Raw genomic sequence first — 25,692 nt, 5'->3', positions numbered from 1 at the left:
GAATCAAACCTCACCTGTGTAAGATTTTCTGATTCTTGGATCAATTACAACGTAAAAGATATCAACCAGAAAATTGGCAATTAAAACACCAAGTATTATGAACAGAAAGCATCCCTGCACGAGAAAATAATCCTGATTTAATATTCCCTGCATGAGTAGATAACCTATACCCGGATATGAAAAAACGATTTCAGTAGTTAACGTTCCAGCTACTGCTGTCCCTAATTGAGTGGCAAGTCCTGTTATTTGAGGAAGTATCGCATTTTTGTAAGCATACCGTCTAACCAATCTTTGAGAAGCTCCCAAGGTCTCTAAGTATCTCGAATAATTGGCTTCAAGTTCATATATAATCATATTTCGCATACCAATTGCCCATCCACCAAGCATGACCAGTACTAATGAGACAAATGGCAGTACCCAATGGTAAAGAAGGTTTGTAATGAATCTCCAGGAAAAAGATGGTGTGAGAGCAAAGCTGTAAGCTCCTGCAATAGGAAATATCTCCAGTACTACGCCAAATAACCACGCAAGCAATATGCCAAACCAGAAATATGGCGAAGCCGTCAGAGTGTAGAAAATTGGTAAAGCAACATTATCGAGTTTTTTCTTGCGAGCAACAAAAGCACCAAATCTGTTTCCTATGAGAAAACTGACCAGGATGGCTGGCAGAAGCAATCCGATAGAGTAAGGAAGAGCGCGAAGAATGACTTTCAGAACTGGTTGAGGATATAAATATATACTTGTACCAAGATCGCCTTTTAATAATGCTTTCCAGAAATTAATATACTGTTCGAATAAAGGTTTATCGAGCCCAAAAGCTTGTGTAAAATAACTCTGGAGAACCTTTGCAGATTCAGGCAAAGTGGCAAATCTTGATATCAAAAAATGAATGGGATTACCTGGCATAAATCTGGGAATAGCCCAATCTATAGTTACAGCGAAAAAGAATGTCAAGATGTATATGAGGACTTTCTTACACAGGAATTTTCTCAACAGATTCCCTCCTTAAAAACCCTGCCCAGAACTCCGGGCAGGGGAAAAACCTGAAACTATTTTGCTTTTATGTTGAAAAGCACTTTTACACCGCAGAGTTGCCAGTGACCTCCCCAGGAGATAGGCCATGCATAAGGATTGTTCTCATCTGGCCAGTTGGTCCAAACGTTTTCTACGGCCTGGAACCATGCTCCGTTATACCAGAGAGGAATAAACGGCAATTCTCTGAGCAATATTTCTGAGAGCTGTGCAACGGTTTGCCTTATTTTCTCTTCATTTGTGAAGGGTGTTCGGTTGAGTTCATCCAGAAGAACCTCTACATCAGGGTTTTCATATTTTCCAAAGTTACCAGAGTATGAATATTCTGATTCAACAGCATCAGGGTAAAATACGGCATTAAAATATGACCATATGGTGCTTGAAACTCCTGTGACATAATTGTTCAATATGATATCAAATTTTCCACCATACAAATCATCATTATACTTGGAGGCATCAGGATAAGATGGTTCCACATTTATACCCACTTTTCTCAGATCTTCTGCTATGGATTGTATTGAAACCATCCAGTCTGTCCAGCCATACGGGCATTCTATCGTTAGCTTAAACGACTTCCCATTTGGATCTTCCCTGAGTCCGTCTCCGTTCACATCTTTGAAACCAAGTTCATCCAGGATCTCTTTAGCCATCTGTGGATCATATTTGAAACCATATTTTTCTGCTACTTCAGATGGATAATACTTTATCCAGCCGGGAATTGGCATGATGCCAACTGCGTTGGATGGTTCTACCATTTTTTCGAAAGCTCTATCAACAATTTTATTTGGATCAATGGCAAAAGCCATAGCCCTCCTAAATTGAGCGATATTGAGAGGGTATTTTTTGACATTCAGAAATATGCCTGTCGTGTTAGCTGGTAACATGTAAGGTGCTTCCGAGTACCATGTGTGGATTCCATACGATTTTTTCAGTATAGGTATGCCCGGCAAGAAAAAGTTACTCCAGTCAAGCTCACCTTTCATCAACATCCCTACGGCAACATTGTTGCTGAGAATCCTGAGAATTACAACCCTTTCAGGTTTTGGATCGTATCCAACTTTGATGCCCCACCACTGCGGGTTTTTCCTGTACACATTTCTGTCATCAGCCCAGCTCTCAACATAATATGGCCCAGAGCCAACAGGTTTTTCGTTTGCACCCTGTAATATCTGCTCTTCAGTTCTATTTTCCCAGATGTGTTTGGGTACGATTGCTATACTTATGAGTTGTTGTCCCCATTCTTGATATCTTGGATCAGAGAATACGAAATTTAAAGTGAGGTTATCAATTTTCTGGATTTTCTCGAGCCACTCCCAGATAGGACTGTAGTTTATTCCGGTGTACTTTTTGGCAATCTCGAAAGTGAAAATTACATCATCGATCGTGAGTGGTTTTCCATCCTGCCATGAGATACCTTCTCTGAGTTTGATCTGATACGTATTGCTGTTAATCCATCTACCACTCTCCGCAAGCCATGGTTCGAATTCACCTGATAATGGATCATACAGAAACAGTGTTTCATAAACCAATCCGATAGTCCCAGTCACAGCGTTCCATGATGTGAACGGATTCCAGTTTGATGGTGGAGACCACATACCTCCTCCAACATAGACTGTTTTGCTTCTTTCAAATGTTTCGCCGAAGGCTGCAATTGTTATCAGAAGAACCATGGATAGAACCAGAAACTTTTTCATGCAAACACCCCCTTGTGGAAGTTCAGTTTGGATTTTTCCTGATGAAATCTATAATTTCATCTATATATGCAAATGCCAACGCGATGTAACTATCGGCTGCCCCGTAATATATAGCGAGTCTTCCCGTCTCAACATCGCAGATTGCCGTGCATGGGAAAACCACATTTGGGACAAAGCCAGATGTCTCATAATCTTCTTCGGGTGTTAAAAGATAATATTTTCCTCTGTAAAGAACCTTGTCTGGATTATCTATGTCAAGAAGGGCTCCACCGAAGCTGTACACATAGCCGTTGCAAGTGAGTGTAACACCATGATATATAAGAAGCCATCCAGCGTCTGTCTCTATTGGGACAGGACCAGCTCCTATTTTTAAATTTTCCCACCAGTTTTGTTTGTTTGTTCCCATGACATATCTGTGATTTCCCCAATGTATCATGTCAAAGCTTTCGCTGAGAAATATATCACCAAAAGGGGTGTGGCCATTGTCACTTGGTCTGTTTAGCATGATGTATTTTCCGTTTATCTTTCTTGGAAATAAAACACCATTTCTGTTAAAAGGAACATAAGCATTTGGAAGCCTGACGAAAGTTTTAAAATCTTTTGTTGTGCCTATACCGATAGTGGGGCCATGATCGTCTGTACAAAAAGTTATGTAATAGGAATCATCGATTTTTGTCAGTCTGGGATCATAAGCGTAATTTACCGGGAATGGTTTTCCATCAATATCGACCCATTTTATATCTTCTTCTTCAATATGCCATTGAATGCCATCTGTGCTTCTGCCAGAATGCAAAAATGGTACCCCATCTTTATGATCCACTCTAAATATTCCCACAAACTCATTTTTGTAAGGTACTATAGCTGAATTAAAAATTCTCGAACCTTTGAGAATAGGGTTTCTTTTAATTATAGGGTTTTTGCTGTATCGCCATACAACTTCTCTACATCCTTGCGGTTTGTTTTCCCAAGGAAGGTTATGAATTTTCTCGCCAAAAACCTTCAAGCAATATGTCCTCCTTAATGTCCTATTTAGACCTTTCTTGACCAAAAATTAGGCTCTCATGAAAACATTTTCATAGCAACTGTAATTTTCACGTTTTTTCGGAAAAAATATGAAAATGTTCCTGCGAAACTGACCTGATCTTTTTGAATCGCTGTTTTTCTTCTTTTTTTACTTTATATTAAAAATAACTGTTTATTGTACATACATTTGTAACTATACAGGAGATTTTTTTGCTTAGAATTCCAGAAAAAAGATTATGTTGATATATGTAAACATAAGATTACCAAACAAAAACATAGCGAAACATTTGTCTACAAGCGTATTGGAAATCGTTTTCTTTTAAGTGCTTTTTGTTTGCATTGGATGGCTTATATCTTTATAATAAAGACACGTTTAAAGCGGAGCGATGTTGATGGAAATTGTTCATGTCCCAGTCATGGTAAAAGAAGTGCTGAGTTATTTCAGCAATTTAAGAGGAGTGTTTCTGGATTGTACTGTAGGGGCAGGTGGACATAGCGAGGCGATACTCGAAAACATTAAAGGCAGCGTGGTCATAGGAATTGATGTAGATGAAGAAATCTTAAGTGTGGCGAAGCAGCGATTGAAAAAATACGAAAGCGAAGGCAGAGCGAAGTTACTGAAAGCTACGTATGTGGAGGCGCAAAGAGTTTTAAGCCAGCTTGGAGTAAAGGCAGTTAATGGAATAATAATGGATCTCGGCGTATCCACGCTGCAGCTTATGAAAGGCGAGCGTGGTTTTGCGTTTTCTTCAGATGGCCCATTAGATATGAGAATGGATAAGACGCAGCGTCTTACAGCGTATGATATCGTTAATTTCTGGCAGGAAAACCAGCTACGACGAATATTTTTTGAGTATGGGGAAGAGAAACGGTATGCAGGTCGTATAGCGCGTTTTATTGTCAAAAACAGACCTGTAGAAACAACGGCAAAGCTCGTTGAAGTTATAGCAAGAGCTTTACCTGAAAAAGAAAGAAGATTTCGAAGAAGGCATTTTGCAACCAGAGTTTTTCAGGCGATCAGGATAGCTGTAAACAACGAACTTGAGAATCTAAGAAATTTTTTGGTTCAGGTGCCAGATATTTTAAATCAAAATGGGCGAATAATTGTGATCTCTTTTCATTCACTTGAAGACAGAATAGTGAAGGAAGCTTTCAGATCCATTCAAGAATTAGATGTATTAACAAGAAAGCCTGTAAGACCGAGTTTGGAGGAGGTCAGAGAAAATCCGAAAGCTCGGAGCGCAAAGATGCGTATAGCGGAGCGAAAGTGAGAGGAGGAGGGGGTTTGGCCCTCGCGAGAATTCAAGCGAAGCGGAATTCAAAGGCTATTACGCGCACCTTGGTTCGTGACCTACCAAGATTGTTACTTATTCTGTTCTTTGGAACACTCGTAATCATATTTACAATTCCAGCTATCAGACTGACAAAAGTATCTGCTCAGCTCTCTCTACAAAACAAAGCACTCCAGATGAGAATTTTTGAGCTTGAGAAACAAATCGAGCAGCTTGAAAAAGAGCAATCATTAATTCTCGCCAGACAGGAAATAGTTAGACCAGAGGAGTATGAATAATGTATTCAGGTTGCGCGTGAAATTGATATTTTATGTGGCAGCTATATTTTCAGCGGTGATGGTTGTTTCTTTCCTTCTAAAAGGAAACGCTGCGTATTCGCCGAAGCACTGGATGATTACTTTGCCTGCCACAAGAGGTAAGTTGCTTGATGTCAATGATCGACTTTGTGCTGTCGATGAAGCGTTTTATGTTGCTTATCTGGATGTAAATTATCTTAAGCAGAGATATATTGATAGTATTGACGCGCAGCTTTCTCTACTTGTGAAAAATTTTAACCTGCCTTATTCACCAGCCGAATTGCTAAATGGCAAGACACGTTTTATAAGATTGGATGAATCTCGTGACAGGGAGGCTATAGTCAACAAAATCCCAACTTCGTTGCTTCCATTTATATCGATTGAAATTCAAACCAGAAGACGGCAAATCTCTGATTATGCTCTGGATAAAATTGTTGGCAGAGTAATTGATGGACACGGTACTGGAGGCGTGGAAGAAAAACTTGATAAGATTCTCAAAAAGAGAAAAGATGGAAAATTGCTGCTGAAATACCATGGGTTTGTCAGTTTGTCTCCGAATATAGAACAGATCATAGAACCCGAAGATGGCAGCGATGTTAAATTAAGCATAGATATAGACATTCAAAAAATTTGTTATGAGGAAATTCAGAAAGCCGTTTTGGAAAACAACGCAATTGCGGGCGGAGTTGTTGTAATGGAAACAAATACAGGAAAGATACGGGCTATGGTCACAACGAGAGATTGGAACGACGCAGTTTTGGGTTATTTTGAACCTGGTTCAGCAATTAAGCCTGTGATTTATTCGATTGCTATTGAGAATAACATAGTTGGGCCAGATGATGTTTTTGAATGTAATGGCAGTGTGAAACCAGTTGAAGATCTTGACATAGTGGTGAAGGATCTTGAAGCACATGGACAAGTTGATGTTCAGAAGGCACTTGCTGTATCCTGCAATACTGCGACGATCCTGATAGCTAAGAAGATAAAGGAAAAAATGGGAGAATATGGATATTATAGTTGGTTAAGGCGTTTCGGTTTAGGTGAAAAAACAGGTGTGGAAATAGCCGGGGAAATAGATGGTGTACTTAGAAGGCCTGAACAGTGGTCGAAAATAGATTTTGCAATGATCTCAATAGGTCATGGTATAGGTACACCTCCTCTTCAATTTCTTGCGGCATTTAATGTTATTGCAAACAGAGGAGAGTATGTTTATCCCACTTTGCTTGAAGAAAAGATACCTGAAACCAGAAGAATTGTCAGTGAAAAAACATCTTCTCTGGTCTGTCAAATGCTCAGAAAGGTTGTAGAAGAGGGTACAGGAATAAAAGCACAGGTTCCCGGTGTAAATGTAGCTGGCAAAACTGGTACAGCACAAAAAATAGCGGCCGGGGAGGGAAAATATTTTTCGATTTTCGCAGGGTTTTATCCGTACGAAAATCCAAAGTACACAATACTTGTTTACATAGACGAACCCTCGAATGAGAGATATCTTGCAAGTGAAGTGGCGGCTCCTGTCTTCGCCTCGATCGTTAGAAAAATTATAGATCTTTCAAGGGAAAGGTGGATCAGTTTTCCGAAAGGAATAATGCCAAATTTGAAAGGATTGAGCCTAAGAGATGCGCTCATAATTATGAACGAGCTGGGTGTGAAAAACGTGAGATTTAACGGAACAGGTCTGGTTGCTGATCAATATCCAGAAGCTGGTTCCAGTGATTTAAGAGAAGTTGTCTTGATATTAGAAGAGCCTTGACCGTGATCCCCCGTGATGATATAATTTGACTGGCGTTGGGAGGTCGTCTAATGGTAGGACAGCGGACTCTGGATCCGCCGGTGGAGGTTCGAGTCCTCCCCTCCCAGCCAGGGTCGCAGGCGAAAGCCTGCTTTTTTTTTGATCGTGCAAACATGCTATAATTTTTCTGTACAAAAGCTAAGGAGGTCAACGAAATGGAGCGAGTAGTTAAAACAGAGGATAAAAACATGGTTGTATGTGAATACACATTCACAAAAGATGAGATCGAAGAAGCTGAGGAAGTTGCATTAAGACAGGTAGTTAACAGAGTGGAAATACCCGGATTTAGAAAAGGGAGGGCTCCAAAGCAAATTGTAAGATCAAGATACCCGGAAACTGTAAAATCTGAAATGATTGACTTTTTCTGGCAAAAAATTGTAAAACAAATAGATGAACAGGAAAACATGCTTTTACCTCCTATCCTGGTCGATTTCGAGTTATCCAATAACAGAGCAAGAATGACAATAGAGGTTCACAGATTGCCAGATGTTGAGATCAAACCATTCGAGGATTTTGAGTTGAAGAAAGTTGACAAACCTTCTGTCATGAAAGACTATATTGAGAGAAAGTTGAAAGAGCTTCAGCAAACACACGCGATACTTGAACCAAAAGAAGGACCTGCGGAATACGACGATATGGTAAGAGTAAAAATGACTATTACGACAGATGGCAAAGTAATAATGAATCAGAAGGTAAGTGAATACGTCCTTTACAAAGAGGACGACAGACCTGTAGTCAGTGAGATAGTAGGCAAGAAGTCTGGCGATGTGGTTGAATTTGACAGAGATTTCGGAGAGGGAAAGGTATACCATTACAAAATAGAAATAGAGCAGGTAAATAAGAGGCGATTGATTGATATTTCAGACGAACTTGCAAAAACGGTAAGCGCCGAATATGAAACACTTGAGCAGTTGAAAGATGCCATAGAAAGAGAAGGAAACGAACTGTACGAGAAAGAGATGGATGAATTTTTGAAAACACAGGCTCTGGATTCACTGGTTAAAACTTCACAGCTTTTGGTATCTGAAAGGACGCTGTCGCAGTTAGTAGAAACGGTCTTTGATAAGATCAGGCGCGACAGAGAAGAGTATGAGAAATTACTGAAAGATCATGACAATAATCCGGAAAAACTGAGAGAGGCACTTAAGAACTACTATATAACAGATATGAAAGAAACCTATTCTATTCGGAAAGTTGCCCGGGAAAATAACCTGGATGTGTCGGAAGATGAGGTTCAAAATGAAGCAGAAAATCTGGCAATTGCCTGGGGAATATCGGTTGAAAGAGCGAAAAGTATTCTGAAGTCAAGAAACGATATCTTTGAGGATGTTCGCTGGGAATTGTTGAAAAGAAAAGTTGCCGAACTTATTGTTCAGCGCGCAAAGATAGTTGATGTTAAGCCGGAAGAACTTCAGAATGAGGGCAAGGAGGCTCAAAAAAATGAAGATAACTGACCAATTAATACCGACTGTTATTGAATCTACAGGAAGATATGAGCGGGCTTATGATATCTATTCCCGCCTTCTAAAAGATCGTATAGTATTTCTTGGTTACGCTATAGACGATCATGTGGCAAACCTCGTTGTTGCGCAACTTCTGTTCCTTGAGGCTGAGGATCCAGATAAGGATATTCAGCTTTATATAAACAGTCCCGGTGGGTCTGTAACAGCTGGCCTGGCCATATACGATACTATGCAGTACATAAAGAGTGATGTTGTGACTATATGTGTAGGACAGGCTGCTTCGATGGCGGCGGTTCTTCTTGCAAGCGGTACAAAGGGCAAACGATTTGCCCTACCCAACGCCAGGATAATGCTTCATCAACCACTTGGAGGAGCAGAGGGACCTGTGAAAGATGTCGAGATAATCACAAAAGAGCTGCTGAGGATTAAAAATCTCATTAACACAATACTGAGCGAGAAGACGGGACAGCCCCTGGATAGGATAGAAAAAGACACTGATCGAGATTTCTTTATGAGTGCTTATGAAGCTCTCGATTACGGGCTGGTGGATAAAGTAATAGAATCAAAAAGAAGGTGAGATTAATTGAAGCTCACCCCGATGATGCAACAGTACATGGATATAAAATCAAAGTATAAAGATGCTATTCTTCTCTTTCGCCTCGGAGATTTTTACGAGGCTTTTTTTGAAGACGCTGAGATTGTTTCTAAAACTCTGGATCTTGTCCTGACTCACAGGCAGGATGCTCCCATGGCTGGTGTACCTTATCATGCTTTGAACACATATTTGAAAAAACTTGTCCAATTCGGGTACAAAGTAGCAATATGTGATCAGGTGGAAGATCCTTCTACAGCTAAGGGTCTTGTAAAAAGAGAAGTAACCCGCATTGTCACGCCAGGTACAGTTTTAGAGGATGATCTACTTGATCAAAATTCCAATAATTACCTTGTTGCCATATGCAGGAAAAGCGAATACTCGGTCGCAGGTGTAGATATTTCAACAGGTGAGAGTTTTGTGGTGTCTTTCAAAGATTTTCAATCTATGATTGATTTTCTTGGGTCAGTGAAAGTATCTCAGGTACTTTGCGAACCAGATTTAAGGCAAGATCTTGAGAAAAATCTGGCTGATATAATGATAGAATCGCTTGCTGATTGGCATCTGGACGATGCTTTACTCGAAAAAGATATTGCAGAAGTATTCAAGGTTTCTGACATAGACCACCTCGAGCTTGGAAGTAATCTAAAAGTTTTTGGAGCGCTTGTAAGGTATTTAAGATACACATTAATGTCGCCATGCACACTTGTTAAGCCACCGAGGATTATCAGAGATCAGATGTATGTTTTTCTCGATCCTGCAACAATAGAGCATCTTAGCCTGGTTGGCGGAGAAAAAGGAAAAAATTTATTCGATGTTTTGAACCACACTAAAACATCGATGGGGTCCAGGTTGTTAAAAAATTGGATTCTCCAACCACTCAGAGATCTTTATGAGATAAATAAAAGACTTGACAAAGTGCAGGCATTTGTAGAAGATTCGATTCTTCTCAATGAAATTAGAGAGTATTTGCAAGCCGTGAGAGATATTCAGAGAATTGCAAATAGAATCAACTACGGAAAAGCCTCAGTGAAAGACCTCGTTGCTCTCCGATCAACACTTCAGGTATGTCCGTATATAAAAGAAGTTCTTTTAACAAATGAAGCGTTTCCTGAGGCGGCTATGGTTGACTGCTTGCATGATATTTGCGAAATTCTCAATGATGCGATAAAAGAAGAACCATCATCTGTTATAGGTGAAGGAAAAGTTATCAAAGAAGGTTATGATGAACAGCTTGATCAGTTGAGAGAACTTGTCTATCATTCTCAAGAATTCTTGAACAATTTTGAACAACGTGAAAGAGATCGAACTGGTATACCCAATTTGAGAGTTGGGTATAATTCAGTATTCGGCTATTATATTGAAATAACCAAATCACATTTATCAAAAATTCCACCCAATTATGTTAGAAAACAAACACTCGTCAACGCAGAGAGGTTCATAACAGATGAACTGAAAGAATTCGAGCAGAAGATGTTGACTGCTAAAGAAAATCTTGAAAGGCGCGAGAAAGAGATTTATGATGAGATATGCGCATCACTTTCTTCAAAAGTTGGCTTGATTATAGAATTGGCTGAATTTCTTGCACAGATAGATGTTCTCTCCACACTTGCATATGTTGCTATTCGCTATGGCTACACCAAACCGAGTTTCAGTAATGATGGAAAACTCCTGCTGAGAAATTCAAGGCACCCGGTTGTTGAAAGACTTGTGGATACCTTTGTACCAAATGATCTGGAAATGGATCGTACAAAGAATTTTATTATTTTGACTGGCCCAAATATGAGCGGCAAATCAACTTTTATAAGGCAGGTAGCGCTGGTTTCTATTATGGCGCAGATGGGCAGTTTTGTACCGGCAGATGAAGCGATATTACCTGTTTTCGACAGGATTTTTGCAAAAATGGGTATTCGAGACGATATAGCATCTGGTAAGAGTACGTTTTTAATAGAGATGAATGAGGTTGCCAAGATAGTTTATCAAGCAACAGAAAATAGTCTTATTTTGCTTGATGAAGTTGGAAGAGGTACCAGTACTTTCGATGGAATAAGTATAGCCTGGGCTGTATCGGAATATTTACAAAATCAGATAAGCTGTAAATGCATATTTGCGACTCATTTTACTGAACTCACAGAACTTGCAAAAATGTACGACGGCATAGTTAATAAGACTGTTCAGGTAATTGAAGAAAAAAATCAGGTGATTTTTTTGCACAGGGTTGTTGATGGAATAGCTGATAGAAGTTATGGAATTGAAGTAGCCGGCATCGCCGGATTGCCGGGTGAGATCATTCAACGGGCTCGAGAAGTACTTGATGTTATAGCCAATAAGAGCGAACTTGAGGACAAATTAAGAGTTATCAGCAGTGAAAAATTGAAAAAACTCAAAAAAAAGAAGGTGCATCCGAATCAAGCCCAACTGTGGTGATTTTCCAGTATTGCACACAACTCATTTGAATGCCGATGCCGATGGTTTTGCAAGTGTTTACTGGGGATATAGAATCATAGGTGGATATTTGTTTGTTCATCAGCCGGATGTAACGGTTTTGAATCTCATGAGAAAATTGAAAGTAGAAAACAGTATATTTCCAGAAAAAATCCACGCCTTTTATATTTACGACACATCTGAACCAGAAAAAATCCCATTCAGAGTTTACAACTATGCTGTTTTTGACCATCACGCAAATCCTGATTCTCAGTTCCTCAAGAAGGCTTTTATGAAATATGTAAGAATTAGAACAGCTAATGTTATGAACCTCTATGATTTGAGTGATGGAATAGATCTTGAGGAAGACATACTTTTTGCTTTTGCCGTAGCACTTGTTACTGATACTGGATTTCTAAAAGCAGCCAAAGGTGAAGAACTTGAATATCTTGCAAAGTTTCTCTGTGATCGCCCGCTCGATGAAGTTTTCGAAGTGGTTCTTTCTGGAAAAGTGAAAGATTACCAGAAATTTATCAAACATATCTCAAATATAGAAATAGTTAAAGATAAACTCACCTTAGCTATTGCAGAATGTGATGATGACGATGAGTTTCTCTGTGTGGTTGATTTGCTCATGTATCCATTAAATCTTTCAGTAGTAATAGGAAGGCTTCCATGGGGCAGCTGGGTGTACTGCAGAAAACCTCTTGTTCAGAGGGTTTATCAAACATTACTTAGAGAATTTCACAATCGAGATGCTGGAAGACTTTACGGTTTTTACGATGTAGATTTTTTAGTAAAAAAACTGCTGACGGAGTTTTAGAGAAAAAGGACACCATCTCGAGCAATCGAGAGAAAAAAAGCGAAATTGTCGGTTTTCTTCCTTCCATGATTTTTTATTGGGATTAGACGTTAGAAATAACTGAAAATTATTCTTGCATTTTAATGACATAAATGTTATATAATTAATATCATCATACGTATTACGTAATATGTTTTGGGAGGGAATTTAATGGCACATTTTAGAAAATCCCTGTATAGAGAGGTCCTTGATAAACTGAGAGCAGAGATAATCGAGCTTCCTGAGGGCACAAAGCTTCCACCTATAGATGAATTATGTGAAAAACTGCGTGTTAGCAGAACAATTGTGAGGGAAGTACTGGTTGCCCTTGAAAGAGAAGGGTTGATTGTGAGAAAACAGGGTTTAGGAACTTTTGTTATAAAAAATGAAGCCTTTGTTCATACAGGCATTGAATATTTAAGAGGACTTTTCAACATAATTTCTTCTTCAGGAAGAGCTCCTTCTTTCCTTATGAACGAGTGTGAAAAATTATTCGCAAATAGAGAAATTGCTAAACATCTTAATCTTGAACTCAATGCTCAAATTGCTGTAGCAAAACAATTGTATGCGGCTGATGGCATTCCAGTACTTTATGCGGAAACTTTTGTGGCAATTTCAAGGTTACCAGGATATTTCGAAAAATTCGCAGGCATTTTTCACGCAAATTCAGAAAAAATTTTGTTCGATATTCTGGAAAAGGAATATGGGGTGTCAATAAAATACGCAGTTGCTGAGATCAAGACGTTTTTAAGTAATAAAAAACTATCAAAGCTTTTAGAAATACCTGAGGGTACTCCTCTTGTTTTTCTATCTCAAATTCATTTCGACGGTGATGGAATTCCATGGATGTATTCAGAAGATTATGTAAATACCAGTATATTTACCCTGAAACTTGTAAGAAAAAGAATATAGGAGCGAGGGGGAATGATAGTGTTTTCGTATCAGATCGATTTTCGGCTGCCGACGGGTCTTGAAGGTAGGAAACAGTATCATATTCAATGCAGTGCAGGCGATATAGCTCCTGTGGTGCTTGTGCCAGGCGATCAGAATAGGGTTAGCAAGATAATCAAGCATATGGAAAAAGCTCGTAAAGTAGCAGAAAATAGAGGGTTTATCACTTATACAGGAACGTATAAAGGATTCACTTTAAGTGTCACTTCAACCGGTATGGGCGGACCGTCTGCCAGCATAGTTTATGAAGAATTAATAAACGTGGGTGCAAGAATTTTGATAAGGGTAGGGAGCGTTGCAGGACTTCAGAAAGATATTAACGAAGGTGACATAGTTGTTCCGTACGCCTGCGTTAGAGATGATGGTGTTACCAATTACTACATCTCTGAAAATTTTCCTGCCGTTGTTTCGCCCCCAGTTTATTGGGAACTGATGAATGCAGCCGAGCAAATGGGGGTCAAAGTAAAAACAGGTATACACTGGACACATTCATATTTTTACAGTAGATCAGCTGAATATTTTCAACGATGGCATCGAGTGGGAATCATTTCAATGGACATGGAAGCGTCTGCTTTGTTTGTTATTGCACACTTAAGAAATGTAATGGCTGGTTTTGTTGGTGTTTGCTATGCTAACAGATTTCTACAAACAGAAAATGGTGTGGTCGATCTTTCGGTTCCAGATATCAACCGTTCACATATACAGAACTCTGAAGAAAAGGCAATAATTATGACATTGAACGCGGCGATTAATCTTTACAGGCAGCTTGATAAAAGTTAAGAGAGTTGAGAGGAGGGGATTGGTTATGAAAACTTTTAGCTTTGTTTTTGCAGTATTTGTACTCATTGTATCCGGGACTTTGTTATCAGCAGACCTGAGATTAGTAAGCGAGGTTGGTATTCACACAGAAGCATGGAAAGCTTTAATCAAAGATTTTACAGATCAGACAGATATTAATATCGAAGTTGAGCAGATTCCATATGCACAATATTTTAACCAATTACTTTTAAGCTACACTTCTGGACGTGGTGATTACGATGTGCCCTATATTTCACTGTTGTGGTACCCAGCTCTCGCAAAAGCTGGTTATATTTCCCCCATATCGGATATACCAGGTTCAAATCAATTAAATTTCGATGACATCCCAGGAATATCAAATGCTGTGATTGACGGTAAAGTATATCTGGTACCGTTTTATCAAGAACTTGGTGGTATAGTTTATCGAACAGATCTTTTCAATAATCCAGAAGAACGGAAGAAGTTCAAAGAACAATTTGGTTATGAACTTCAACCCCCTGAGACTTTGAAGCAATATCTGGACGTTGCAAAGTTTTTTTATAGGCCACCTGATTTATATGGAGTTACCTTGATGGGGCAGAGGAGCATACATCTTGTTACTCACTTCATGCAGAGACTCTGGGCAATGGGAGGACAACTTTTTGATTCAGACATGAAGCCTGTTTTTAATTCAGATGTAGGAATAGCAGCTCTCGAAAATATGAAGGAATTTTTCAAATATGCGAGCCCTTCATCAAAAAATTACGTTTTTCAGGATGCATTGAGTGAATTTGAAAACGGAAAGAGCGCAATGGCGGAAATCTGGACAACAGCTCTTTTCTACGCAAATAATCCTGATATTTCCAAAGTTGCTGGTAAAGTGTCATTTGCGGGTTTTCCGAGAGATGAAAAACTACTTGGCGCGAAATTGCCAATGTTGTATATTACCTGGGGATTTGCTATAAGTTCTTCTGTTAAAGACAAAGAAAAGGCCCTCGAATGGATTAAGTTTGCTACTAAACCAGAAAACGAGATCAAGGTTTCACAAATTGGATGTATACCAGCACGTCTATCTGCATTGGATGATTCGAGGCTGATCGAAAAACTTCCATGGCTATCTATGTTCAAAGAAGCAATAGAAAACTGTATACCAACACCTTTGTATCCATTAATACCCGAGGGGCAGCAAATACTTTCTGACTACTTAGCACCGAATATTAGTGATTATCTATCCGGTGTTAAAACGGCTAAACAAGCACTGGATGACGCTGCAAATGGTGTATACAAGCTTTTAGAAGAACAAGGTTATTACAAAGGCAAGTGAAATGACCCTGGTGGAGAGTATCTTCTCTCTCCACCATATTTATTATTTGAACTTTGCCTGGGGGTGTTTGCTAAGAATGAAGAGGCAGGCAGTGTATTTTTATCTCCTTCCATCATTGTTGTTCGTAATAATAATATTTCTAATTCCCTTGATATATGCTACTTTCACGTCGTTTACCAAATGGTCATTATTAAGGCCTGATTTAGGAATCAGATTTATTGGATTGCGTAACTATGTCAATCTTTTCACCGACTCTTTCACCTGGTATTCTCTGAAGGTGACGCTTCTTTTTGTTGCTGGTGCAGTATCAATAGAAATAGTCCTGGGACTGGCTTTTGCACTGGCATTGAACACAGAATTTTTTGGGTGGAAAATTGTTCAATCACTCTACCTCGTGCCATTCATAATAGCTCCAGTTGTGGTTGGTTTTATATGGAAATTCATATTAGACAACAATTTTGGGTTAGTTCCTTATATTATTAAATTCATGGGGTTAGGAAAAACAGTGGAACACTTTCCATTGCTGGCCAATCCGAAAACAGCTTTGCTAATGCTTATAATAGCGGATATCTGGGAATTCACGCCTGTCGTCATGCTCATTCTCTTAGCGGGCCTTAAATCTCTGCCGTCAGAACCCTATGAAGCTGCAACCATTGATGGTGCAACACCCTTTAAAAAATTTATTTATATTACAGTACCCCTTTTAAGACCATCTATATTAGTGGCTGCTGTTTTGAGAACCCTTACTTGTCTTCAAGTTTTTGATTTGATCTATATAATGACTGGTGGCGGACCTGGGAGGTTGACTGAAACTTTATCGTTTTTTGCTTACAGTCAAGCTTTTATTTCTTATGACGTGGGGTTATCCTCAGCAGCAAATATGTTCATTCTATTCATCGCGATGATTTTTACGATCATCTATATGCGAGTCATTGGAGTTGAAGTTGAATGAGAAAAATCCCATTAAGATTCAAAATAGCCACTGCTATTGTAGTGTTGATTGGTTTGATATGGACTATGACGCCCATTTTGTGGATCGTTATGACCTCTTTTAAAGAAAGGGCCGAGCAGATGAATATACCGCCAACTTTATTTCCAAAAAGATGGACTGTTCAAAATTATGCAGAATTCTTTAAAAGAGCGGATTTTATTAGATCATTTTCTAACAGTATTCTTGTGACAGTATCATCAACGGCTATCTCATTAATAATGGCTTTACCGGGAGCATACGCTCTTGCAAGATTTAAATTTAAATTTAGAAATCTCTTTGCCTTTCTCATTTTACTTGCAAGAATGACACCCCCTATAGTTATGGTGGTTCCGTTTTTCTTAATTGCCAGATTTTTGGAATTGAATAGAACATATTTTCCAATCATTATAGCTTCATCTTTTCTCAGCGTACCATTTGCTTTGTGGATGATGAGAGGATTTTTTGCTGAGGTCCCAGGATCATTGGAAGAAGCTGCTTTAATTGACGGATGTACTCGTTCACAGGCTATCAGAAAAGTTATTCTTCCAGTAATAGCGCCTGGTCTTGCTGCTACATCAATTCTCTCTGCTCTAATTGCTTGGAATCAATTTATGTTTGCTGTTGTTCTGACAAATTCTTCCACAAGGACTCTCCCGGTGCTTGTCAACATGTTTGTATCAGAGAGAAATATCGATTGGGGGGCAATGAGCGCTGCTGCAGTGATTACCGCATTGCCAATGATTATCTTTGCTCTGCTCGTGCAAAATAATCTGGTTCGTGGGCTGGCAGCGGGGAGCGTTAAAGGATAAGTTACAATTAGCCATATGAAGCATATAGTGCACGATCGTGCACCTTGATCTATTTTCTGTCTTTGATAGTTGAGGGAATTCGAAAACATGCAGATAAGAATTGTGGACAAAAGATAGCTACAAGAAATTTGGAAAAGCAAAAGGGTAGGATATTTGCCCACCCTTTGCATAAGCCTCAAGTCCTTGCGCGCAGCGATTTCACCTTGTCCATGAGTTCCTTTACCCTGTTTTCGTCCACGTGATTTTCAAATCTCTTGTCGTATTTGAACGCTGTACCAACAATTGCACCATCTGCGACTCTTATTATCTCTTCGACGTTTTCGATGCAAACACCCGTATTCGCAAAAATAATCACATCAGGTAACACTTCCTTTATCTTCTGCAACGTACTGGTGTTTGCCGGTACCCCTGCCGTTAACCCAGAAACGCATAACGCATCTGGCCGATGGTTGAAGACCGTAGATTTTGCTATTTCTACCGGCTCTCTATCGGCAAGATATCGGGCACTTTCAGGAACTATGTTGAAGAGTAATCTCACCTTTTGTGCTCCTATGGCGCGTCTGTGCCTTGCCACTTCGCCAAAGTTCAGGTTCCACAAGCCGAAATCACTCGCGTACACACCCGAAAAAACCTCTCTGACAAAGTAGGCATCGACTGCAACAGCAAGATCGAGCGTCGCTATGGGATCCCACAATACATCTACTCCAAACGGGACCTTGATATAAGTTCTCAGCTCACCTATGATTCTCGCCATACAAGCCACGGTAACCGTGGGGACTTTCGTGACATATGGCATACTGAATTCGTTTGAGAAAAGTACACCATCAACGCCACCATTCTGCAGTGCCATCAGATCTCTTTTTGCCCATTCGATAACCTGCTTTAAATCTCCGTCACTGTAGTATGGATCTCCTGGTAGTGGGAGTAGGTGACACATGCCTATGAATGGTTTTTTTACTTTGAACATTTCTTCTAACCAATTCTGCACTTTTGATTACCTCCCTCGCCGTACGATTTATGATAGTTGCTGATCTGACAGACGAACCTGAAGATTGTGAACATCGTGCATTAGTGCCTTTGTTTGAGAGTAGAGTTCTCTGAACAATCTGTACTTGATTTCGTAAATGTCGGAGAAACTCAGGTCTGGTTCGATAGCACCCTGAATCTCAATCCAGTTGTTTATGGCCTCGATGTTTTTGAAAACACCAACTCCTATTGCAGCAAGAAATGCATCTCCATAAGATGCACCAATTTGCTGATTGGGAATATTCAGTTTGCTTGTGCAAATATCCGCTATGAGCTGTGTCAATAATGGATTTTTCAGACCACCACCAGCGAGTATGACACGCCGAGGTTGTATCCCTTCTTGTGTCATCACTTCAAAGTTGTGCCTTATACCGTATGCGATCGATTCCAGAATTGCACGTATAAGGTCGCCTCTGGTATGTTGAAGCGTCAGGCCAAAAAATATGCCCTTTGCCTCAGGGTCATTTATAGGGGTCCTCTCACCCGCAAAGTAAGGCAACACGATGATGCCTCTTGCACCCTTAGGAGAGTTCGAAGCCAATTTCGACAGCTCTTCAAATGCATTGCCTTTGCCATTTTTTTCCATTTCGAGTTCGATTTGTCCAAATTGATCCCGGAACCACGTGATAAGACTGCCTCCTGTTGACATACCACCCAAAGCTGCGAAAGTATTTTCCTGCATGAAATTGGAACTCCAGAAATTCTCAGACATTATTATCTTTGGTGTTCTGACGATGAAAAACACGCTACTACCAAGCATCAACATCATATCTCCTATTTGCGATACACCGGCACTAATGGCCTCAGCGGCTGCATCGGTCGTTCCAGCAACCACAGGAGTTCCCTCAGAAAGCCCAGTTTCACTCGCAGCTGTTGATGTAACTCGTCCCACGATCTCATGACTCCAGAAAGCCTCAGGAAGCATTTTGGTAGAAACAATCATCTCCATTTCGTCTACCCATTTTCGATTGAATACATCAAAAAGTGGGGCGTAACCAGCAGCAGAATAAATGTCTATTGCAGGTTTGCCAGTCAATTTGTATATTATATAAGATTGACTTGTCAAAAACCAGCGCGCTTTTGAATAGACTTCGGGTTCATTTCGCCGGATCCATAGGACTTTGGGCCCTGCGGCTTGGGAGGTCAATTTGGAGCCCGCCAGGCTCAGAATCTTCTTTTCACCGAGCACTTCCTCAAGATAATCTATCTCATCACCCGCACGGGTATCCACTCCATACAAAATCGCTTTGCGAAGGGGTTTCCCATCTTTGTCCACCGGTAACACACAAGGGCCTATGCCACTCGTACCGATGCCAATTATGTTCTTGGGTTGTACATCGGTAGCTTTCATCAAGTTTCTGACGATCACCACGAAATCGTTCCACCAAACTTTTTCCGGGTCGTGCTCAACAAAACCTGGTTTGGGTATTTCTATCTGGTGAGGTACCACATGGCTTGCCAACACATTTCCATCAAGATCTACCAGAACACCTTTGGAAGAGTATGTACCTACGTCTACACCAAGTAAACAAGTTTTCCCCACACACCTTCACCTCTGCATCAAATCAGTAGCTGCCCATTTTTGAAGATAAGTTCACCGTCCAGGTATATTTCCCCTTCATCGCGAAGATCTTTGATGATATCCCAATGTATTGCCGATTGATTGGTTCCACCAACGTCAGGATAGGCTCTGCCCATAGCTATATGAATGGTGCCATATATTTTTTCATCCAACAAAATATCTCCGCACATATGTTTAAGACCTGGGTTAGTGCCAATAGCAAACTCACCGATTCGACTCGCACCAGGATCGGTACTCAGAACTGCCTTCAAAAATTCTTCATTCTTTGACGCAGTTGCTTGTACGAGTTCTCCCATCTTCCAGCGAAGCGTTATATCCTGAACGACCTTGCCACCAAACACAGCAGGGGAATCGAAATAAATGGTTCCTTCAACTGTATGTTCAACGGGTGCAGTAGAAATCTCACCTCCGGGCATATTGATACGCCCATCATCCACACTCCAACTACGCCCTTCAACAGAAAAACTCAGATCAGTTCTCTTCCCCGCAAGGCGCACATGCTTGCCTTTGTTAAGAATCTTGACACAATCGTTCCACTTCTTACTGATCTGTGGCCAGTTCAGGAAGCATGCGTCGAAAAACATTTCTTCAAGGGTATCTTCATCAATTCCACCTTGCTGGGCGAGTGTCACAGAGGGTATTCTTACCAGGCACCACCGCGTCTTTTGCCAGCGTAAGGTCGACAATTTGCCAAGAGCACGGCGCAGCTTGGAAAGCTTATCAGCGGGAACAGCCCAGCATTCGTTGAGATTTGCAGCCCCTCGCAATCCGATGTAAACATCTGCCCACTCCATACCATAGGACTCTATCTCGGGTATCCGCGCTATTTGTTCATCAGAACCGAACTTTGTCAGGATCCGGTTCAGTTTTTCAGAGCGAAAAACGATCTGCGGATAGGCACCAACCTTTACTGCAGCTTCATACACTCCGCAAGTCGCAGGGTAGGAATTGATCTCCTCCATAGTTATGAGTAACTTCTCATCTCTTTTGATCTCTAAGGAATAATTGACCAATAAATCACCCAATTTTCTCCATCTCTCGTCCATGTGATTACCTCCCAGATCATGAATTCCCCTTTATGTTGATTCCGATTCTCTGTGCGATTCTCCTGACTATGAGTACCACAACCAAAAAGGCACCCCAGAAAAGGTCTTTGAAGAAACTTCCCCTTGGTGATGTCATCAAAAGAGCGTAGAAACCGGTCGAAAGCGTCTGAAGAATGACAGTAGCCAAGATCAAAGATACCATACTTCCAAACCCAGGTGAGACATTGGCCAGTGCAACGATCGCAAGGCTCAAGAGCGTATAAGTTTGTGTACCGTACTCGTATGCAACGGAACCGGTTCGGCTCATTATTATTATTCCTGCAACGGAACACAAAATACCACTCATGATATAAGTCTTCATCGTAATGGATTTATCAGGAATCCCTGAAAATCTCGCAGCATTTGGATTAGTACCGACCATTCGTATTTTGTAGCCTACCTTCGTGTATTCAATTACAAAATGAATGATAACCCCGCAGATGAGCAGTATTACAAACGGTGTGGGAATGCCGAAGATTTGACCTCGGCCGATCAATGAAAACTCGCTGGGGAAACCTGCAAGCCTTTTTCCTCTTGTGATACCTGCGGAGATACCGCGGTATAGAGTGAGTGTACCTAGAGTTGCAAGTATGGGTGGAATGCGTAAATAACCCACTAAAAGTCCATTGAGAGACCCGCAGGCAAAACCTATTGAGATCGCTATGAGTACTGTGATAAGAATAAAGAACGGAGCGGAAATTGACGAGAAGTTCTGGGATATAGCTTTGAGAAATAGTCCGGCAATGAGTGCTGACAAATTCGCGGTGTCATTAACTGATAGGTCAACACCGTTTACCATTGTGACAAGTCCCATGCCCAATCCCATGAGTCCAATCTCAGCGGATTGAGACACTATAACTGAGAAATTTCTCACACTCAAGAAACGTTTGGTGCTCAAACCAAATACAAAGATCACAATTGCAAGAATTACAATCAAAAACACGTTGTACTTATCTACAAACATTCGTCTTGCTCTCGTGGTGTTCCCGCTCATACTCGATTTCATCGAAAACCCCTCTCACAACGGAGTATTCACAATTCAGTTTCTGCGGAACAACCTCCTCAAAAAAGATCTTCCTCCGTCATTCTCGGTGATGGCCGATGAGATGGCAAAGAAAATGATAAGTATAGCACCTAATACAAACTGCTGATACTCAGCCGGTATTCCAAGGTAGATCAAACCCCTAGTTGATATCTGAATGAAAAACACACCAAGGATAACTCCTATCACAGAGCCGTATCCTCCTGTAATGGAAACTCCCCCAATTACAGCTGCAGCAATAACAAGAAGCTCATTTCCTCTGAACAGTATGGGATTAAAAAAGCGACTGTAAGAACTTTGAACTACACCAGCGATAGCTGCCAGCACCCCATCGATGATCAAGGCTACGCGAAGCGTTAGCTTTACGTTGTATCCGGTTCTTATAGCCACCTCACGGTTTCCACCTATTGCATACAAAGCGCGTCCCAACAAGGTGTATTTGAGCAGCCACCATATGAACAATGTGATGATCAAAAGATAGATAACAGAAGTGTGCAAGCCCGTGATACCAACAACGGGGTCCTTCACGGTCACCAGATATCGAGAATAGTATCCTACTAATCCTTGAGGAAGCTTGAAATTCATCGTTGGGCTGAGAAAATAAAGATTGAACCCGTACCAGAACATCCAAAGTCCCAGGGAAACGTGAAAGACTGGAAGATTGAAACTGGTGGCAATGATTCCAACAACCAAACCAGCCAAAGCGCCTATGATCGAAGCAATTATCAAATAGAGACTTATTCCACCCTGGTAGTTGAACTTGAGCAACATCATGTGAGTTGCGAATGAGCTCATCGCCGCTACTGAAACAAATGATATGTCTATTTCACCAGCGATAAGAACTGGCAAGATTCCCAAGGCCATGATAGAAAGTGGAAGTGAACTCCTCACAAGATCGAACAGAGTGGCAAAAGATAAAAACGCAGGACTGAAAAGACTTATAACAAAAGATACAACTCCGATCAAGATAGCCAATGTTATTTCATGTGAAAAAGTCTTTCCTTTTCTTGCCATATTCTATATCTCCCCAAGCAGTCTTTGATAAAGTCCTACCTCATCTATCTCTTCACGCTTGAACTGTCCTGATAACTTACCTTGCTTCATCAGCAATATCCGATCACAGAGATGCAACAGTTCGGGGATATCATCAGAAACGAGAATAACCCCTATCTGTTGCTCCTTAACCATGTTTCTAATCAACTTGTGAATATCGGCCTTCGAACCAACATCAATACCTACAGTTGGACCATTGAGTATGAAAAGCTTGGGTCCGCTGACCATCCACTTTGCAATAACCACCTTCTGTTGGTTTCCACCCGAGAGATTCTGGATGGCAGTGGCAGGTGACTGGGTTTTGACGTTTAGTTCTCTTACCCATTTTTCAGCAGTCTGCCAGATATTGTTTTTCTTGAGAACGCCGATTCGGCTTGACAAATTGTCCACAACCGTGACAACAAGATTGTTTGTAACCGATTGTGAGGCAAAGATTCCCTCAGTGATACGATCTTCGGGTATATAGCCTATTCCATTTTTCATCGCGTCGGGTATGCTTCGTATGTGAATCTGATGCCCGTCGAGATAGATATGACCAGAGCGTGCTGGCAATACGCCAAAAAGTGAGAGTGCCAGTTCTCTTTGACCCGATCCCAACAAACCGGTAATCCCCACTATCTCATGGTATCTCACATCGAATGATACATCAGAGAAATAGGGCTCATGAGAAAGGTTTTCAACTCTCAGAAGTTCTGGATTATTTTCTGACCGTTGAAGAACGGAGAATTCCTCGCTGTCAATCTTTCGTCCAATCATGTGCAATTCCATGGTCCTGAGATCCAGTTCCTGCATAGGCGCATCCAAGACCTTATTACCATCCCTGAAAATGATGACTCTATCTGCAACCTCTTTAACCTCGTAGAGCTTATGGCTGACAAAAAGAACAGAGATTCCATGTTTCTTCAGCTGGTTGATGATTCCGAACAGAGATCTAACCTCTTGGCGGGTCAAAGCAGTCGTAGGTTCATCCATTATGATGAGTCTGGCTCCCTGGACAAGTGTTTTTGCAATCGCAACGATCTGGCGCTCTGCAGCAGAAAGTTGCCGGACTTCTGCATCTAAGGAGATGTCCGAGGTGATCTTCTCAAGATTTTCCTTGGCTATTTCATACATTCTCTGCCAGTTGATTGTTTTTCTTCGCTGAGATATTATGTGGGGAATAGCGATATTTTCGGCAACTGTCAGATTGGGGAACAGAGAAAAATCTTGGTAGATCACATGTATGCCCTCTTGTATAGATCGCATAGGGTTCAGCTGTTTATAATGGCGTCCCAAGATGTAAATATCACCGGAATCGGATTTGTAAACCCCCGACAGAATCTTGATCATGGTGGATTTGCCCGAACCGTTTTCTCCTATCAGCCCCACTACTTCTCCCGTCTTTATTTGAAAACTCACATCGTTTAAAGCAGTGATCCCTCCGAATTTCTTAGTGATATGCTCTACTCGTACTAAGGAATCATCATTCACCTTTTGAGTACACCTCCAAGACTTTCAAAGATTCAAAACTCAACCTTTTCATGCTCGCCTCCAAGCCACCAACTTACACTGGTAGGTCTGGAAGCGAGCGTTAAAAGCCTTAGTACTACTTGACAAAACTACAAAACCAGCTCAGAAGTTGTACTTATCCATGTTCGATGCATCTATCAAGATCCAGCCTTGACCGTAGATTACTGGGACACCGTACTCGTTCTTGACAATGTGAATCTTCGTGTATCCGGGAACACCAAGATCCATACCTTCCTCGATTTTTTCTCCCTTCAAAAGCTTGTAGGCAACGACATTGGCAGCATACCCTGCCAAAGCAGGATCCCAACACATCGCCAAATCAACTGCGCCAGTTTTCAAAAGCTCTCCCGCATAGGATACGATACTGGTTCCAACTACCACGATCTTATCAGACAGACCAGCTTCCTGGACAGCTCTGCCGACACCGACAACATCACCTGCTGCAGATCCCAAAACTCCCTTGATATTTGGATATTTCTTTAAAAGATCTTTCATAGTGGTATAGGCAGCCTCGATATCTTCTCTGGACTCGAACTTTCCAATGCATTTCATCTTCGGGAAGTTCTTTTCCTGATAAACACGCGCAGCATCTTGCCACTCGTTGTGTGAAGCATTTGTGAGTGAACCAACAAACTGCACATATTCACCCTCATAACCCATACGTTGGGCCAACTGTCTCATCATTTCCTCGCCGTAGCTCTTGTTATCAAAAGCTTCAACATCATAATGAGCATATCTGGCGGTAGCTGCCTCATGCGTCACTACAATGATTCCACTATCCATTGCCTGTTTTTGAACCAGATCATTTTCTTGTACTCCGTATGGGACGTTAATTATCGCATCAACACCCTGAGCAATCAATTGTTCGATTATTGCAACCTGTTGCGCCGAATCAGCTACGGATGGTCCTTGCATGAACGCAGTAACACCATAGTCTTTTCCAAATTGTTTTACACCTTCCTCCATACGCATGAACCAGTTAAATGCGATGGACTTGACAACGGTTCCCATTACAAAATTTCCCTTGGAAGTCGCGAAAACCTCTCCGTTTGGAAGAAGAAGCATAGCACCAACTAAAGCCAAGACACTGACCAGCAAATAAAGTCTTTTCAACATCT

At 40.9% G+C, this 25,692-nt stretch carries 22 protein-coding genes and 1 tRNA gene; 13 read left to right on the top strand and 10 right to left on the bottom strand.

Annotation, left to right across the window (positions count from 1 at the left end):
* Positions 1 to 3: 3 nt before the first annotated feature.
* From TEL01S_RS07350 to TEL01S_RS07340, 3 genes are read right to left on the bottom strand one after another with little or no spacing between them, the layout of a single operon-like run.
* A complete protein-coding gene (locus TEL01S_RS07350) occupies positions 4 to 993 on the bottom strand; it encodes an ABC transporter permease (protein ID WP_012003471.1) in 990 nt (329 codons plus the stop codon).
* Between the two features lie 56 nt (positions 994 to 1,049).
* Entirely contained in the window at positions 1,050 to 2,726 is a 1,677-nt protein-coding gene (locus TEL01S_RS07345; RefSeq protein ID WP_012003470.1) for an ABC transporter substrate-binding protein, read from the bottom strand.
* Positions 2,727 to 2,748: 22 nt separating this feature from the next.
* The gene (locus TEL01S_RS07340; RefSeq protein ID WP_012003469.1) at positions 2,749 to 3,729 is read right to left on the bottom strand and encodes a glycoside hydrolase family 130 protein; all 981 of its coding nucleotides are present in this window, start codon (positions 3,727 to 3,729) and stop codon (positions 2,749 to 2,751) included.
* Positions 3,730 to 4,141: 412 nt separating this feature from the next.
* On the opposite strand from TEL01S_RS07340, the gene rsmH reads away from it, so the two are divergent.
* The 13 genes from rsmH to TEL01S_RS07275 all read left to right on the top strand — a co-directional run bounded on the left by rsmH (position 4,142) and on the right by TEL01S_RS07275 (position 17,277).
* Positions 4,142 to 5,020: a 16S rRNA (cytosine(1402)-N(4))-methyltransferase RsmH gene (gene rsmH / locus TEL01S_RS07335; RefSeq protein ID WP_012003468.1), complete on the top strand. Its 879-nt coding sequence runs from the start codon at positions 4,142 to 4,144 to the stop codon at positions 5,018 to 5,020.
* A gap of 14 nt (positions 5,021 to 5,034) precedes the next feature.
* Entirely contained in the window at positions 5,035 to 5,319 is a 285-nt protein-coding gene (locus tag TEL01S_RS07330; protein WP_028843886.1) for a hypothetical protein, read from the top strand.
* Between the two features lie 16 nt (positions 5,320 to 5,335).
* Entirely contained in the window at positions 5,336 to 7,087 is a 1,752-nt protein-coding gene (locus tag TEL01S_RS07325) for a penicillin-binding protein (protein WP_012003466.1), read from the top strand.
* A 36-nt stretch (positions 7,088 to 7,123) separates the two neighbouring features.
* Positions 7,124 to 7,197 (top strand) — tRNA-Gln (locus tag TEL01S_RS07320).
* An 84-nt stretch (positions 7,198 to 7,281) separates the two neighbouring features.
* Positions 7,282 to 8,580, top strand: a complete 1,299-nt coding sequence (tig, locus tag TEL01S_RS07315) for a trigger factor (RefSeq protein ID WP_012003465.1) — start codon at positions 7,282 to 7,284, stop codon at positions 8,578 to 8,580.
* Positions 8,543 to 9,166, top strand: a complete 624-nt coding sequence (gene clpP / locus TEL01S_RS07310; protein WP_038051571.1) for an ATP-dependent Clp endopeptidase proteolytic subunit ClpP — start codon at positions 8,543 to 8,545, stop codon at positions 9,164 to 9,166. The genes tig and clpP overlap by 38 nt, the downstream gene beginning before the upstream one ends.
* A 6-nt stretch (positions 9,167 to 9,172) precedes the next feature.
* The gene (gene mutS / locus TEL01S_RS07305; RefSeq protein ID WP_012003463.1) at positions 9,173 to 11,608 is read left to right on the top strand and encodes a DNA mismatch repair protein MutS; all 2,436 of its coding nucleotides are present in this window, start codon (positions 9,173 to 9,175) and stop codon (positions 11,606 to 11,608) included.
* 10 nt (positions 11,609 to 11,618) lie between these two features.
* Positions 11,619 to 12,428, top strand: a complete 810-nt coding sequence (locus TEL01S_RS07300) for a DHH family phosphoesterase (protein ID WP_012003462.1) — start codon at positions 11,619 to 11,621, stop codon at positions 12,426 to 12,428.
* A 189-nt stretch (positions 12,429 to 12,617) separates the two neighbouring features.
* The gene (locus tag TEL01S_RS07295; protein WP_012003461.1) at positions 12,618 to 13,358 is read left to right on the top strand and encodes a GntR family transcriptional regulator; all 741 of its coding nucleotides are present in this window, start codon (positions 12,618 to 12,620) and stop codon (positions 13,356 to 13,358) included.
* A gap of 12 nt (positions 13,359 to 13,370) precedes the next feature.
* Positions 13,371 to 14,177, top strand: a complete 807-nt coding sequence (locus tag TEL01S_RS07290) for a nucleoside phosphorylase (RefSeq protein WP_012003460.1) — start codon at positions 13,371 to 13,373, stop codon at positions 14,175 to 14,177.
* Positions 14,178 to 14,202: 25 nt separating this feature from the next.
* A complete protein-coding gene (locus tag TEL01S_RS07285) occupies positions 14,203 to 15,498 on the top strand; it encodes an ABC transporter substrate-binding protein (protein ID WP_012003459.1) in 1,296 nt (431 codons plus the stop codon).
* 76 nt (positions 15,499 to 15,574) lie between these two features.
* A complete protein-coding gene (locus TEL01S_RS07280) occupies positions 15,575 to 16,450 on the top strand; it encodes a carbohydrate ABC transporter permease (protein WP_012003458.1) in 876 nt (291 codons plus the stop codon).
* Positions 16,447 to 17,277 carry a carbohydrate ABC transporter permease gene (locus TEL01S_RS07275; protein WP_012003457.1) on the top strand — a complete coding sequence of 277 codons (831 nt, stop codon included), beginning with the start codon at positions 16,447 to 16,449 and terminating at the stop codon, positions 17,275 to 17,277. The genes TEL01S_RS07280 and TEL01S_RS07275 overlap by 4 nt, the downstream gene beginning before the upstream one ends.
* Positions 17,278 to 17,452: 175 nt before the next feature.
* On the opposite strand, the gene TEL01S_RS07270 is transcribed toward TEL01S_RS07275, so the two are convergent.
* The 7 genes from TEL01S_RS07270 to TEL01S_RS07240 all read right to left on the bottom strand — a co-directional run bounded on the left by TEL01S_RS07270 (position 17,453) and on the right by TEL01S_RS07240 (position 25,690).
* Complete coding sequence (locus TEL01S_RS07270; protein WP_012003456.1) at positions 17,453 to 18,265, bottom strand: BtpA/SgcQ family protein; 813 nt, start codon at positions 18,263 to 18,265, stop codon at positions 17,453 to 17,455.
* Between the two features lie 27 nt (positions 18,266 to 18,292).
* Positions 18,293 to 19,846: an FGGY-family carbohydrate kinase gene (locus TEL01S_RS07265; RefSeq protein WP_012003455.1), complete on the bottom strand. Its 1,554-nt coding sequence runs from the start codon at positions 19,844 to 19,846 to the stop codon at positions 18,293 to 18,295.
* Between the two features lie 17 nt (positions 19,847 to 19,863).
* On the bottom strand, positions 19,864 to 20,931 hold the full coding sequence (locus TEL01S_RS07260; protein ID WP_012003454.1) for an aminopeptidase: 1,068 nt from the start codon (positions 20,929 to 20,931) through the stop codon (positions 19,864 to 19,866).
* A 16-nt stretch (positions 20,932 to 20,947) separates the two neighbouring features.
* Positions 20,948 to 21,976, bottom strand: coding sequence for an ABC transporter permease (locus TEL01S_RS07255; protein ID WP_012003453.1), 1,029 nt, complete (start codon positions 21,974 to 21,976; stop codon positions 20,948 to 20,950).
* A 33-nt stretch (positions 21,977 to 22,009) separates the two neighbouring features.
* Complete coding sequence (locus TEL01S_RS07250; RefSeq protein WP_012003452.1) at positions 22,010 to 23,026, bottom strand: ABC transporter permease; 1,017 nt, start codon at positions 23,024 to 23,026, stop codon at positions 22,010 to 22,012.
* A 3-nt stretch (positions 23,027 to 23,029) separates the two neighbouring features.
* A complete protein-coding gene (locus TEL01S_RS07245) occupies positions 23,030 to 24,535 on the bottom strand; it encodes a sugar ABC transporter ATP-binding protein (protein WP_012003451.1) in 1,506 nt (501 codons plus the stop codon).
* 141 nt (positions 24,536 to 24,676) lie between these two features.
* The gene (locus TEL01S_RS07240; RefSeq protein ID WP_012003450.1) at positions 24,677 to 25,690 is read right to left on the bottom strand and encodes an autoinducer 2 ABC transporter substrate-binding protein; all 1,014 of its coding nucleotides are present in this window, start codon (positions 25,688 to 25,690) and stop codon (positions 24,677 to 24,679) included.
* Positions 25,691 to 25,692 lie beyond the last annotated feature (2 nt).

Source organism: Pseudothermotoga elfii DSM 9442 = NBRC 107921 (assembly GCF_000504085.1).
Classification (GTDB): domain Bacteria; phylum Thermotogota; class Thermotogae; order Thermotogales; family DSM-5069; genus Pseudothermotoga_B; species Pseudothermotoga_B elfii.
Note: the sequence above shows the minus strand (reverse complement) of the source record. Positions and strands in the feature narration are given on the sequence as shown.